General features: G+C 43.1%; 10 protein-coding genes. 9 read left to right on the forward strand and 1 reads right to left on the reverse strand.

Going from position 1 to position 13,626, the window contains the following annotated elements; genetic code table 11:
* Nucleotides 1-44: 44 nt before the first annotated feature.
* The 4 genes from bhcD to PSYC_RS07225 all read left to right on the forward strand — a co-directional run bounded on the left by bhcD (nt 45) and on the right by PSYC_RS07225 (nt 5,418).
* On the forward strand, nt 45-1,046 hold the full coding sequence (gene bhcD, locus PSYC_RS07210) for an iminosuccinate reductase BhcD (protein ID WP_011280660.1): 1,002 nt from the start codon (nt 45-47) through the stop codon (nt 1,044-1,046).
* 443 nt (nt 1,047-1,489) lie between these two features.
* Nucleotides 1,490-3,658, forward strand: coding sequence for an FAD-dependent oxidoreductase (locus PSYC_RS07215; RefSeq protein ID WP_011280661.1), 2,169 nt, complete (start codon nt 1,490-1,492; stop codon nt 3,656-3,658).
* Between the two features lie 155 nt (nt 3,659-3,813).
* Nucleotides 3,814-4,632 carry a sterol desaturase family protein gene (locus PSYC_RS07220; RefSeq protein WP_011280662.1) on the forward strand — a complete coding sequence of 273 codons (819 nt, stop codon included), beginning with the start codon at nt 3,814-3,816 and terminating at the stop codon, nt 4,630-4,632.
* Nucleotides 4,633-4,863: 231 nt separating this feature from the next.
* A complete protein-coding gene (locus PSYC_RS07225; protein ID WP_011280663.1) occupies nt 4,864-5,418 on the forward strand; it encodes a carboxymuconolactone decarboxylase family protein in 555 nt (184 codons plus the stop codon).
* Between the two features lie 192 nt (nt 5,419-5,610).
* On the opposite strand, the gene PSYC_RS07230 is transcribed toward PSYC_RS07225, so the two are convergent.
* Nucleotides 5,611-6,219, reverse strand: coding sequence for a TetR/AcrR family transcriptional regulator (locus tag PSYC_RS07230; protein WP_011280664.1), 609 nt, complete (start codon nt 6,217-6,219; stop codon nt 5,611-5,613).
* 195 nt (nt 6,220-6,414) lie between these two features.
* On the opposite strand from PSYC_RS07230, the gene PSYC_RS07235 reads away from it, so the two are divergent.
* The 5 genes from PSYC_RS07235 to PSYC_RS07255 all read left to right on the forward strand — a co-directional run bounded on the left by PSYC_RS07235 (nt 6,415) and on the right by PSYC_RS07255 (nt 13,352).
* Nucleotides 6,415-7,110: a haloacid dehalogenase type II gene (locus PSYC_RS07235; protein ID WP_011280665.1), complete on the forward strand. Its 696-nt coding sequence runs from the start codon at nt 6,415-6,417 to the stop codon at nt 7,108-7,110.
* 188 nt (nt 7,111-7,298) lie between these two features.
* Nucleotides 7,299-7,832: a DUF2058 domain-containing protein gene (locus PSYC_RS07240; RefSeq protein ID WP_011280666.1), complete on the forward strand. Its 534-nt coding sequence runs from the start codon at nt 7,299-7,301 to the stop codon at nt 7,830-7,832.
* An 883-nt stretch (nt 7,833-8,715) separates the two neighbouring features.
* Entirely contained in the window at nt 8,716-9,924 is a 1,209-nt protein-coding gene (locus PSYC_RS07245; RefSeq protein ID WP_011280667.1) for an acetyl-CoA C-acetyltransferase, read from the forward strand.
* Between the two features lie 202 nt (nt 9,925-10,126).
* Nucleotides 10,127-12,298: a 3-hydroxyacyl-CoA dehydrogenase NAD-binding domain-containing protein gene (locus PSYC_RS07250; protein WP_011280668.1), complete on the forward strand. Its 2,172-nt coding sequence runs from the start codon at nt 10,127-10,129 to the stop codon at nt 12,296-12,298.
* Nucleotides 12,291-13,352 carry a CaiB/BaiF CoA transferase family protein gene (locus tag PSYC_RS07255; protein ID WP_011280669.1) on the forward strand — a complete coding sequence of 354 codons (1,062 nt, stop codon included), beginning with the start codon at nt 12,291-12,293 and terminating at the stop codon, nt 13,350-13,352. Before PSYC_RS07250 ends, PSYC_RS07255 begins: the two co-directional genes overlap by 8 nt.
* Nucleotides 13,353-13,626 lie beyond the last annotated feature (274 nt).

Genomic DNA, 13,626 nt, shown 5'->3' on the forward strand with positions numbered 1-13,626 from the left:
TTATTCAAGAATTACAAATTAAGAAGTATAAAAAGGAATTTATAATGAGTGAAGCAAATAGTGTTAATAGTAACGAAGGTTTATTGATCGTATCAGAAGACGCTTGCAAATCAGTGATTGATCGCCCTTCTGCATTTATCGCCGTTGAAAATGTTTTTGCGTCAATGTCACGAGGGGACGCGTATAATTTCCCTGTCATCCGTGAAGCCATTGGCTATGCTGATGCGCTATATGGCTTTAAATCAGGTTTTGACCGTGCTGGTAAATCACTAGGTCTAAAATCAGGTGGTTATTGGCCAGGCAATGCCGCTAAAGGCTTGACCAATCATCAGTCAACGATTTTCTTATTCAATCCAGATAATGGCAAATTGCGTGCACTAGTCGGCGGCAACTACCTAACAGCGGTACGTACGGCAGCAGCATCGGCAGTATCAATCGCCCATCTAGCACGTAAAGACAGCAAAGTACTTGGTATGGTGGGTGCGGGTCATCAGTCTACTTTTCAGCTGCGTGCCGCTCTTGAGCAACGTAGCTTTGAGAAGGTAGTGGCTTGGAATAAGAATAAAGATCGTCTCAAAAACTTACAAGCAGTCGCTGAAGAATTAGGCGTACCGTTTGAAGCCGTTGAGCGCGAACAGTTATGTAGCGAGGCGGATGTGATCATTACCATTACTTCAGCGTTTGAGCCATTACTGATGAAAGAGTGGATCAAACCGGGTACGCATATCGCCTGTATGGGTACCGATACCGTTGGGAAGCAAGAAGTTGATGTCAATTTAGTTGCCTCTGCTACTGTATTCACTGATGAGATCGCACAATCGATCAGTCTTGGTGAAGCCCAGCATGCAATTAAATCTGGCGCGATCAAAGAGTCTGATATTACTACGCTTGGCGATGTCATCAATGGCGATCACCCAGGTCGCAGCTCAGATGATGAAATTACCTTGTTCGATGGTACAGGTGTTGGTTTACAGGATTTAGCAGTAGCCTCTGCTGCTGCTAAGCTTGCACTTGAAAAAGGCGAAGCTCAGCATATCTCATTATAGCTCCCGTTATAATTAGGAGGCTAGTCACTGCATTTTAGAACCGTCAAATAATGAGTTTATTTGGCGGTTTTTATAATCCTAATATGACATTAAATTAATTTCGCCGTTCGCATGCTAATAGAAGCAAAGGACGATTATCACTACCCTCTTCTAGGCTATAGTTGAAATACTTTAAAGTCGCTACCGTACTACTGGTGTAAATTTTTTGCAGCCTCTGTCTGCGTAGGCACAGCAAGCAAGAAAAATTTGCACCAGTAGTACGTGTTGTATCGATATTACTTTTCACCGACTAGACTTCAAAATTTGTCTCAAACAAATCATTTATAACAACACATTTGAACAATCACTCAATAATGATTACAATGGATAAGAGTCTTTTTTTCACCTGCTCTTTGATATTGCACTTCATGTGCTAATCTAAGTATTATTTATCTGGATAATCCATGATTAAAAAAATAGTTTTGATATTCGCGGTCTTGATTGGCGTCATTGGCTTTTTTTATTTTGACCTCAATGAATTATTAACGCTTGAGGGCTTAAAAGGCTCGATGGATCAGTTCGAGCAATATAAAACACAGTCGCCATGGTTGGTCATCGGCGGCTTTTTTGTAGTATATATATTGGTCACAGCATTATCCTTACCGGGCGCAGTTATTTTAACCTTGGCAGCCGGTGCTTTATTTGGTTTAGTGCAGGGTATACTGGTAGCCTCGTTTGCCTCAAGTATCGGTGCCACACTCGCCTTTTTGACTTCACGCTATTTGTTACGCGATACCATTAAACAGCGTTTTCCTGACCGTCTTGCCTCCATCGATTCAGGTGTAAAAAAAGAAGGTGGGTTTTACTTATTTACGTTACGCCTTGTACCGATATTTCCCTTTTTTCTCATCAACTTATTGATGGGTCTGACTGCTATAAAAGTACGAACCTTTTATTGGGTCAGCCAAATCGGCATGCTTGCCGGCACCTTTGTATTTGTGAATGCCGGTACACAGTTGGCAAAAATTGAGCAGTTATCTGGCATTTTGTCCTTTAATCTACTTGCTTCATTTGCCTTATTAGGGTTATTTCCGCTGATAGCAAAAGGCATATTAACGATACTAAAGAAACGCCGTATCTATAAAAACCATACTAAGCCCAAAAAATTCGACCGTAATATGATTGTGATTGGTGCCGGTGCTGGCGGACTTGTTACCAGCTATATTGCCGCGACCGTCAAAGCAAAAGTCACATTGATTGAGGCAGGTGAGATGGGCGGCGACTGCTTAAACTATGGCTGCGTCCCCAGTAAAGCACTAGTAAAAAGTGCAAAAGTGGTTGAGCAGATACGCCATGGCAAACGTTATGGACTCAATAATACCCAACCGGATTTTGCATTTAAGAACATCATGTCTCGCATCCATGAAGTCATTGCTGATATCGCCCCAAATGACAGTGTCGAGCGTTATACGAGCTTGGGTGTCGAGGTATTAAAAGGCTACGCAAAGCTCATTGACCCATGGACGGTTGAGATTGCCCTCAATGATGGCGGCACTCAAACATTAACCGCGCGCTCTATCGTTATCGCGACGGGCGCGCGCCCCTTTGTGCCAGACCTACCAGGTTTAGAAGAGACGGGTTATGTGACAAGCGATACTCTCTGGGATAAGTTTGCAAAATTTGATAAAGTGCCGAGCAAGCTGGTAGTACTTGGCGGCGGACCCATTGGCTGTGAGCTGGCACAATCCTTTGCTCGTTTAGGCTCTGCTGTGACCCAAATCGAAAGAGGCGCGCGGCTGATGAAAAAGGAAGACGTCGACGTTTCTGTATTTGCGCAAGAAGCACTGACTGAGAGCGGCGTGAATATCTTGACCTCACAGCAAGCAATTCGCTGTGAGACTCGCAATGGTAAAAAATATATTATCGTCGCACCAAAAGGCGGCAATGATGATCAACAAGAAACTGCCATTGAGTATGATGAGTTGATTTGTGCAGTCGGTCGTAGTGCACGCCTAGAAGGTTACGGACTTGACACCTTGGGCATCGACACTGAGCGCACCATCAGTACAGATGAGTATCTTGAGACGCTCTACCCCAATATCTATGCGGCAGGTGATATCGTGGGTCCCTATCAATTCACCCATGTGGCTGCCCATCAAGCATGGTACGCTGCGGTCAATGGCTTATTTGGTCATCTTAAAAAATTCAAAGTAGATTATCGCGTGATTCCGTGGTCGACGTTTATTGACCCAGAAGTAGCACGAGTGGGCTTAAACGAGCAAGAAGCGATTAATAAAGGTATTGATTTTGAAATCACACGTTATGACTTCAAAGACTTAGATCGGGCGGTGACCGAAAGCGCTAATCATGGCTTTATCAAGGTCATTACGCCAAAAGGTAAAGATAAGATATTGGGTGTGACCATCGTCGCTGAACATGCAGGTGACTTGATGGCTGAGTTTGTATTGGCCATGAAACACAATTTAGGGCTGAATAAAATACTGGGCACCATTCATATCTATCCAACATGGGCGGAAGGCAATAAGTATGCAGCTGGCGAATGGAAACGCAATCATGCGCCTAAAAAAGCCCTACAGTTGCTTGAAAAATATCATACTTGGCGTCGAGGTTAATTCATGCACCCTACTAGCTTGCCAGCAGCTTTGACAATACCAAAAAAACTGCGCCGCTATATAGTCGATTCTAAATAAAGTAGATACATCATGTTTTGACGCGGCACTGGTATAAATTTTTCACCGACTATATAAGCCCATTAAGGAGGTCAATAATGGCAAATGAAATGTGGTGGCGTTTGGGCTTTTTCTTTAGCATATTAGTCATTATGATGCTCATTGAGCATAGGCATCCCGCACGTCAATCACCGATTAAAACCAGCACACGTTGGTTTGCCAATCTTGGGCTGGTATTTGCCTCTTCTTTTGTTGCCCGTTTGGCCGTTCCTATTGGGCTGACAACGGTAGCCATTTATCATCAAAAAAATGGTATCGGTTTATTTAATTTAATTGAGATACCGAATGTCGCAGCTATTATTTTAAGCTTCTTGTTGCTTGATATTGTCATCTACTGGCAACATCGCTTATTTCACCGAGTGCCACTTCTCTGGCGTTTGCACCGTGTCCATCACGCTGATGCGCATATCGATGCCAGCACGGGGCTTAGATTTCATCCTATCGAGATTGTCTTAAGCATCTTGCTCAAGCTCGTTGTCATTAGCCTGCTTGGTGTCCCAGCTATAGCGGTACTCATATTCGAAATTGCTTTAAATGGGCTGTCTATGTTTAATCATGCCAATATTCGCCTGCCACCAGTGATTGAGAAGCCATTACGCTTAATTTTAGTCACGCAAGTCTTACACCGTATTCATCATAGCAAACGGGTCTGTGAGACCAACTCCAACTACGGTGTGAGTGTGACTTGGTGGGATAGGCTCTTTGGTAGCTATAAAAGTAACGCGTCAAAACCTGACCAAGCGTTAGATATCGGTCTAATAGAATATCCCGATGCCAAGCAAAATGCCTCGCTATGGGGATTACTGCTCATGCCATTTAAAGATAAACATGCTATAAATCAATCCAACCAAAAGTAAATACAGCATCTAAACACCAACTAAGCTGATAGATACGGACAATTAATTGCTATCAAAACTTTTAGTTATTAACCAGCGTTACAAATACTTGAGCAATCATTCAATTTATACTTGAGTGATTGCTCAAAATCATTTATAGTAAGTTCAATGAGCTGATAGACGCGATGTCTTATTCATCTCTATCGCTACAGCAATCTATCAAAAATACCTTTATACCATTAAGGATTTTATATGACCGAATTTACCCTATATGATAAAACCACTGCCCCAGAAGCTAGCCAAGCGTCACTAGACAATTCGATTAAAGCTTTTGGCAGTATTCCAAACCTACATGCAACAATGTCTGAAGCGCCAGGGCTGCTAGAGGGCTATCAGCGTTTGCATCAGCTGTTCTTAGACAGTAGTTTTGATGCTGAAGAGACCACGGTAGTGTGGCAAACGATCAATGTGGAGCACGAGTGCCATTACTGCGTTCCGGCTCATACAGGCATTGCTAAAAGCATGAACGTTGATGACTCCATCACCGATGCCCTGCGTAATGAAACCTCACTACCAACTGCAAAGCTAGAAGCGCTACGTACTTTTACCCTCGCTGTTGTTCGCAATCGTGGTAACGTTGATGATGAGAGTGTGCAAGATTTTCTAGATGCTGGTTTTAGCAAACGTCAGATACTAGAAGTGGTGTTGGGTACCGCTCAAAAGATAATGAGTAATTACACCAACCATTTGGCGAAGACGCCTATAGATAAGCCATTTGAAAAATTTGCATGGCAAAAAACGGACTAATTATTTGCGATATACCAATATCTAGTCCATTCAATGTAAAATAAATACGCACGAATAGCGTGATTCGGGTATAAAAACGGGCAGCTTAACACTTTAAGCTGCCCGTTTTATTGGTATATATTTTTATGTTACTGTATTTTTAAAAATGATTTTAACTGTGTATAAGCAGTAACACTTGTCTAAATTCTAAAACTAACCAGCAGACACACCCTTACGCATCGCCTCTATAGAAGACGCTATATCATCTGCAATTGCCTGCACCGCCACGCTATCGGCATCACGCTGAGCAAAAGCGCGTATGCCCATAACTTCTGCCTGCAAGCGCCGTCCAAGCCTGACAGCATCCAGCTGATCATCCAACTCACCCAACCGCTGGGCTTGAGCAAAGCACTCTACAAAGCGCATTTCCATGCCAGCTAATAGCTTCTCGACCTTTTCAAGTGCTGGCTGCTCACGAGCACCAAGCTCAAGTAAGCTTTTGACCAGCATACACACCTGACTGGGCAAGTTTTTTTCGCGGATACCGCCAAGTTGACGCACGTAAGCCGCCAATCCTAACAAAGGGGACTCATAGCTGCTCAATATACGCTCAAACTCCTTTAGTTCTGCCTGAGCATAGTAATCGAGCGCTTCTTGAAACAGTCCATCCTTATTACCGAAAGCGGCATAAATACTGCCTGGTCGCATATCAAGCGCTTGCTCGATATCCTTTAAAGACGTCGCATGAAAGCCTTTTTGCCAAAATAGCTGCATGGCTCGCTCTAATGCTTCATGACGATTATATAATGTAGTACGTGACATAATATTCCAATTTTTATCCCATAATTTTAGAAAGTAAAGTAAACATGGTTATACAATTTGAATGATTACTCAATTTTATCTTGAATGATTATTCAAGTCCAGCTAAAGTAAGTTTATAGAATGTCATTGTTATAGTTATAGTTATAGTTATAAATTTCGCTAGTGCGACTTACTTTTATTGAAAAAGGTACTTTTATGTCCTCTATCTACTCAGCTCCGATTCTCGTATTCGATGTCAATGAAACGCTCCTAGATATCGATACGCTCACGCCCTTATTCACGCGATTATTTGGGGACGAAAATAGACTCAGAGAGTGGTTCGCGCAATTGGTACTTTATTCGCAAACCATGACTTTATCTGGTCTTTACACGCCTTTTGGCGAGCTTGGCGTTGGTGCCTTGCAAATGACCGCAGATATTCATGCCGTTACGCTAACAGAAGAAGATATACAGGAGTTTAAGCAGCGCATGAGTGAGACGCCAGCTCACCCTGACGTTATCCCTGCTTTGACTAAACTGCGTGATGCAGGATTTAGATTGGTGACCTTGACCAACTCAGCCCCCAGCACCTCTCCGACACGGCTTGAAAAAGCAGGACTGAGTGAATTCTTTGAGCAGAATTTCAGTGTTGACAGTGTCCGTCAATTTAAACCTGCACCGGCAATATATCAGATGGTCGCCAGCGAGCTGTCCGTTGAGACCTCAGAGCTATGTCTTGTAGCCTGTCATATCTGGGATACCATCGGTGCTCAAGCTGCTGGCTGCCAAGGAGCTTTTGTAACCCGACCTTATAATGCGCTACTTTCGGCACCCAACGTACCAAAACCCGACTTCATCGCTTCAGACCTCATCACCCTTGCTGAACACATTATTAATCATCAAAGCTCTTAGAAAAATGGACAACCATCTATGACAATTAGTCTAGAAAGGTATATTACTCAGTTATATGACAGACGGTTTTTTCAATAAAAAATTTTGGGATTGCCGTATTTGATGACATCTCTTGGCAGAATTTGTTACCATAACTTATGACGATTTAGATCATTTCACTTAGGTAGTTTCATTTAGGTAATGCAGATATGGCAAAAAACGCCCTACAGGCTCAACTTCTAAAAGCAGGCTTGGTTGATAGTAAAAAAGCCAACAAAATTAGCAAGCAGACGCAGCATGCTAAGCGTACTGGCGATTCATCAAACATCGACGCTAAAAAAGCCTTGGCAGATGCCCAAGCTAAAAAAATAGAGAAAGATCAAAAGCTCAATCAAGAAAAACAACAGCTTTTAGAAGAAAAGATGCTAAAAGCTAATATCATTCAAATGATAAAGCAGCATCAATTGACTGAGACAAATGGTGACATCAGCTATCAGTTTGTCGATGATTCTAAAGTTAAAAAACTTTTTATTACTCAAAAGCTATACGATCAGATCGTGTCAGGTCACGTGGTCATTGCCCGCTTAGACGATAGCTACGCGTTACTGCCGCGTCCGCTTGCCGATCGTATCGACTCAAAGCTAGAAGGCTTTATGGTGGTCTCTAATGATACTGTAGAAGATGAGCTGGCAGAAGACGATCCATATGCCGCTTATGTGATTCCAGATGATTTGATGTGGTAGTTGCTACTCTCAAAAATTGTGATAGCAACAAGCAAAAGAGGTTTATAGCAGTCGCACCTCTTTAATAACGTATCGATTTTATTTTAAACTAACTATAGTTGAAATACTTTAAAGTCGCTACAGTATTACTGGTGTAAATTTTTTGCAGCCTCTGTCTGCGTAGGCACAGCAAGCAAGAAAAATTTGCACCAGTAGTACGTGTTGTATCGATATTACTTTTCACCGACTATATATGTCCCGTCCTAAAATAGATTGATAGTTTTTTGCTAAGCCAGATACCGTGCGTATCTGGCTTTTTTACATTAAGCAGGACATAAATAACTGCCATGCACCTCAGCAGGTGTTCTCATATAGAAGAAACGGTAAGCTATAGTTGAAATACTTTAAAGTCGCTACCGTATTGCTGGTGTAAATTTTTTGCAGCCTCTGTCTGCGTAGGCACAGCAAGCAAGAAAAATTTGCACCAGCAATACGTGTTGTATCGATATTACTTTTCACCGACTATATCAAAAGCGAAGGTCACAAAAATCTGTTGATATAGAACATCAAGAGTTGATTCAGTGGGTAAAGAATATTGCTAAGTTTAGTGGACTGGTTCAGCAAAACCCGTTTGCATAGCACGATTGGATAGCACGATTGGATATGTGTCGCCTTTTGAGTTTGAAAAGCGGTATTATGATAGTTTAATCCTGTCAGGCATCGCTGCTTGACTTAAGTAAATCAGTCTCCGATATACTCGGGGCGGTTCAACTATCAACTATATATAAACCAAAATATGCAAGCCAATACATGAATGTTATTAAGCATTTAATTGAGGACAATACATTCTTCTCAAGACTTCATTATTTAACAAATATCCAATTAAATATTAAAGGGATTTATTATGACTGAGACCGCTTATATCTATGATGCCATCCGTACACCACGTGGCAAAGGGAAAAAAGATGGCTCCCTCCATCAGGCATCACCTATTTGGCTGGTTCGTACTCTATTAAAAGAGATGCAACAACGCCATAATTTAGACACCAGTTTAGTAGACGACGTCGTTTTAGGCTGTGTGACACCAGTCGGTGAGCAGGGTTCTGATATCGCACGTATCGCCGTTATCGACGCCGATTGGCATGAGAGCGTGGCAGGTTTAACGCTGTCACGCTTTTGTGCGTCTGGTCTAGAGTCAATTAACCTTGCGGCAACCAAAGTAATGTCTGGCATGGAAGACTTAGTCGTTGCTGGTGGCGTTGAATCAATGAGCCGTGTACCAATGGGTTCAGATGGCGGTGCTTGGTATATGGATCCACGAGTAAACGATGCTGTTCAGTTCGTACCTCAAGGTGTTGGCGCTGATACCATTGCTACATTAAAGGGTTTCAGCCGTAAAGATGTTGACGAGTTTGCCTCAGAGTCACACAGAAGAGCAGCGGCTGCCTGGGGAAAAGGCTACTACGATAAGTCAGTCGTTCCAGTGAAAGATCTAAACGGTTTATTACTATTAGACAAAGATGAAACCATTCGTCCAAATACTTCAGTAGAAACGCTAGCGAGCCTAAACCCATCATTTATGATGCCAGGTAAAATGGGCTTCGATGGCGTTATTCTTGACAAATACACTACGATTGAAAACGTAAATCATGTTCACCATGCTGGTAACTCTTCAGGCATCGTTGATGGTTCAGCATTGTGTCTTGTGGGTAGTAGAGCTGCTGGCGAAAAAGCAGGTCTAAAACCACGCGCTAAAATAACGATGGCGTCTGTGATTGGTTCAGAGCCAACTATCATGTTAACGGGCCCAACCCCAGCCTGTCAGAAAGCACTGGCCAAAGCCGGTATGACTGCTGCAGATATCGATCTTTGGGAAATTAATGAAGCATTTGCAGCCGTACCTCTTAATACCGCAAATGACTTTGGCCTCTCGCTTGATATCGTCAACGTCAATGGTGGTGCTATTGCAATGGGTCACCCGCTTGGTGCAACTGGTGCGATGTTAGTGACAACCGTATTAGACGAGTTGGAGCGCCGTAATTTGAATACCGCTATGATTACCCTATGTGTGGGTGGTGGTATGGGTATTGCTACCATTATTGAGCGTGTTTAAGCCTCAAATATTACCTATAGTCGGTGAAAAGTAATATCGATACAACACGTACTACTGGTGCAAATTTTTCTTGCTTGCTGTGCCTACGCAGACAGAGGCTGCAAAAAAATGACACCAGCAATACGGTAGCGACTTTAAAGTATTGCAACTATATATAGTCTAGATACGGACATAACATACGAATAGAAAATAAGGATATCAAATGAGCACAAACAGCGTAAATGCCATTAATGAATTAAACAGTTTTTCTGCAGAATCAGACAACGGCATTATCACCGTTACTATTGATCAAGCTGACCGTAAAATGAACGTGATTGGTGATGGTTTTAATGAAGCATTTGCGGCATTAACTGATGCATTTATCAGTGATGCAGAAGCGAAAGGTTTAATTTTAACCTCTGGTAAATCAACCTTTGTGGTTGGGGCAGATATTGATCAACTAGCCACTATCGAAACTGCTGAGCAAGCGTTTGACTTAGTAGAGGATTTAAAAGCCAGCCTACGTAAGCTTGAGACTTCTGGCAAGCCAGTGGTTGCCGCAATTACCGGCACTGCCTTAGGTGGTGGTTTAGAGCTGGCTTTAGCTTGTCATTATCGCATCGCTATTGACTCACCAAAGACAAAACTTGGTTTACCTGAAGTCAAACTTGGTTTATTACCTGGCGGTGGTGGCACTCAGCGTCTTCCACGTCTAGTCGGTATCCAAAAAGCACTTGAACTAATGACGCAAGGTAAAGAGCTTAGCCCACAGCAAGCCGTTGAAATCGGTCTTATCCATGACGTGGCTTACGACAATGAAGAGCTTATCAAAAAAGCCAAAAAATGGATCAACAACAATCCTCAAGCTAGCCAGCCATGGGACAATAAAGGTTTTAAGATTCCTGGTGGTGATAGCAAAAACCCTAAAATAGTACCGATATTCTCCATTGCTCCTGCGATGGCTAATCAAAAGTCGCACGGCAACTATCCTGCCATTACCCATATCTTATCTAGTGTCTTTGAGGGCTGCTTAACGGATATCGACAACGGTCTTAAAATCGAGTCGCGCTTTTTTGTGGCTTGCGCGTTATCAGATGTGTCCAAAAACATGATTAATACGCTTTGGACGCAGCTTAATAGCATCAAAAAAGGCCAATCACGCCCTGAAGGGTTTGAAAAATCTAAAGTGAGCAAAGTCGGCATACTTGGTGCCGGTATGATGGGCGCAGGTATCGCTTACGTCTCAGCCAAAGCGGGCATGGAAGTGGTATTGTTAGATACGGCTCTCGAAGGCGCTGAAAAAGGTAAAAACTATTCTACTAAGTTGTTAGACAAGGCTATCAGCCGTGGTCAATCTACTGAAGAGAAAAAACAAGCGTTATTAGACCTTATCAAAACCACAACGTCTTATGACGACTTAGAAGGCTGTGATTTAATTATCGAAGCGGTATTCGAAGATGTAGACATTAAAGCTGAATGTACGCGTAAATCTGAAGTGGTTATTCCAGAGACCGCGGTTTATGCATCAAACACGTCTACCCTGCCTATTACTGAGCTTGCAAGAGCTAGCACACGTCCAAAACAGTTCATCGGTCTACACTTCTTCTCGCCAGTAGATAAGATGCCATTGGTTGAGATTATTGTTGGCGAAGAAACGGATGATGCAACGCTAGCTAAAGGTTTTGACTATGTTGGTCAAATCGGTAAGACACCGATCGTTGTCAATGACAGCCGCGGCTTCTATACCTCTCGCGTATTTGGTACTTACGTATCAGAAGGTATTGCGATGTTAGGTGAAGGTGTTCACCCACGCAGCATTGAAGTGGCTGGTATGAAATCTGGTATGCCGATGCCGCCACTCGCACTGCAGGACGAAGTGTCACTAAGTTTGTCATTACATGTCATGCAGCAAACTAAGCGTGCCCTAGAATCGGAAGGCAAAACCTTTACTCCGCATCCTGCCATGCCAGTAGTAGAAAAGATGGTTAATGAGCTTGGCCGCGAAGGTAAGAAAGTCACTAAAGGCTTTTATGATTATCCTGAAAATGGTGAAAAACGCTTATGGCCCAAGCTCACTGAACTGTATCCAACTAAAGATGAGCAGCCATCTCAGCAAGACTTGGTAGACCGTTTATTATACGTTCAAGCTAATGAGACCGCGAAATGTTTCGAGGAAAATGTCGTACGTACAGTGGCTGATGCCAATGTAGGTTCAATCTTTGGCTGGGGCTTTGCACCAAATCAAGGTGGTACGCTTCAGTTTGTCAATTCAGTAGGCGTCGACAAATTTGTTGAACGTAGCCGCGAGCTTGCTAGCAAATACGGTAAGCGTTTTGAACCTGCTAAAATCTTAGTAGAGATGGCTGAGTCAGGTCAGGAGTTTAGCGATGAGTAATATACTAATGAATCAAATGGCTGATTGTCTTCAAGGTATTAAAGTAGTAGATCTAACCCGCAATTTACCTGGTCCATTTGCGACCAGGCTCCTTGCGGACCTTGGTGCCGAAATTGTTAAGATTGAACCGCTTAATGGTGACCCTGCTCGTGCCTTTGGCGAGATATTCACCGCGTTGAACCACGGTAAAGAAACTCAAAAAATTGACTTTCGTGATCCAGTAGGTATTGAGACAATCAAAACGCATCTTAAAGATGCCGACGTGATGCTCGATAGCTTTCGGCCTGAAGTATTAGAAGGTATGGGACTTGCCGCCGAAACCCTGCATGCTATCAATCCAAAGCTAGTCATGGTATCGATTACTGGTTATGGCGTGGCTGATGGCGAGACCGTTACCCATGACTGGAGCCAGAAAGCCGGTCATGACATCAACTTTATGGCGATGAGCGGCGTGCTCGATCAGTTGAAAACGGCAGAGGGCGATCAGGCAATGCCTAATATCCAGTTTGCAGATTTGGCAGGTGGTAGTGATACGGCAGTGATTGCCCTTTTGGCCGCCGTGTTTTCAGCACAGCGTACTGGCAAAGGCCGTCACGTTGCAGTCAGTATGACCCACAGCTTGTATCAGCATATGGTCATGCCAAAGGCGACCGGAAAACTGGTCAAAAGCTTTTCTGGCAAAAATCCAAAGCCGCAACATGACTTTTTAGGTGGCTTACTACCCTGCTATCGTTTATACAAAACATTCGATGAGCGTCATATAGCAGTCGGCTCCTTAGAGTTGAAGTTTTGGCAAGGGTTATGTGAGGTATTAGAATTGCCTGAGCTCAAAACTAAGCACTGGCAAATGGGCGTAATGCCCAATACTAAAGACAGTCAAGAAGCAGCGCAAACGGTTGCTGACAAGTTTGCCAGCCACGACCTTTCTTACTGGCAGCAGGTGTTTGAAACAGCCGATGTTTGCGTCACCCCAGTACTAACACTAGAAGAAGCTCGCGCGCACCCTTTATTTGCACACCAAGATGAGCATAGTGCCACATTAGGCTGGCAATAAAATGATTCACTAAGGCTGCTATTGTAAAGTTAATCGCCAAAAACCAAGGAAGGTTTATGATGAAAAAAATTTAGACACCAACTTAGTGATTCTGATGCCAAAGCCATCTTTATCTTGACCCCATTTTGCGCCGTTCTGCAAAAAATCGTTCATGATACCAATATTAAAACTATAGTTGAAATACTTTAAAGTCGCTACCGTATTGCTGGTGTAAATTTTTTGCAGCCTCTGTCTGCGCAGGCACAGCACGCCAGAAAAATTTATACCAGTCCCG

The organism is Psychrobacter arcticus 273-4 (assembly GCF_000012305.1).
GTDB classification, from domain to species: Bacteria; Pseudomonadota; Gammaproteobacteria; order Pseudomonadales; family Moraxellaceae; genus Psychrobacter; species Psychrobacter arcticus.

Bases quoted from the DNA above. Each gene is read 5' to 3' on its own strand.
- PSYC_RS07230 (WP_011280664.1), bottom strand. From the start codon at position 6,219: ATGTCACGTACTACATTATATAATCGTCATGAAGCATTAGAGCGAGCC.
- PSYC_RS07225 (WP_011280663.1), top strand. From the start codon at position 4,864: ATGACCGAATTTACCCTATATGATAAAACCACTGCCCCAGAAGCTAGC.
- PSYC_RS07250 (WP_011280668.1), top strand. From the start codon at position 10,127: ATGAGCACAAACAGCGTAAATGCCATTAATGAATTAAACAGTTTTTCT.
- PSYC_RS07240 (WP_011280666.1), top strand. From the start codon at position 7,299: ATGGCAAAAAACGCCCTACAGGCTCAACTTCTAAAAGCAGGCTTGGTT.
- PSYC_RS07235 (WP_011280665.1), top strand. From the start codon at position 6,415: ATGTCCTCTATCTACTCAGCTCCGATTCTCGTATTCGATGTCAATGAA.
- PSYC_RS07255 (WP_011280669.1), top strand. From the start codon at position 12,291: ATGAGTAATATACTAATGAATCAAATGGCTGATTGTCTTCAAGGTATT.
- PSYC_RS07215 (WP_011280661.1), top strand. From the start codon at position 1,490: ATGATTAAAAAAATAGTTTTGATATTCGCGGTCTTGATTGGCGTCATT.
- PSYC_RS07220 (WP_011280662.1), top strand. From the start codon at position 3,814: ATGGCAAATGAAATGTGGTGGCGTTTGGGCTTTTTCTTTAGCATATTA.
- PSYC_RS07245 (WP_011280667.1), top strand. From the start codon at position 8,716: ATGACTGAGACCGCTTATATCTATGATGCCATCCGTACACCACGTGGC.
- bhcD (WP_011280660.1), top strand. From the start codon at position 45: ATGAGTGAAGCAAATAGTGTTAATAGTAACGAAGGTTTATTGATCGTA.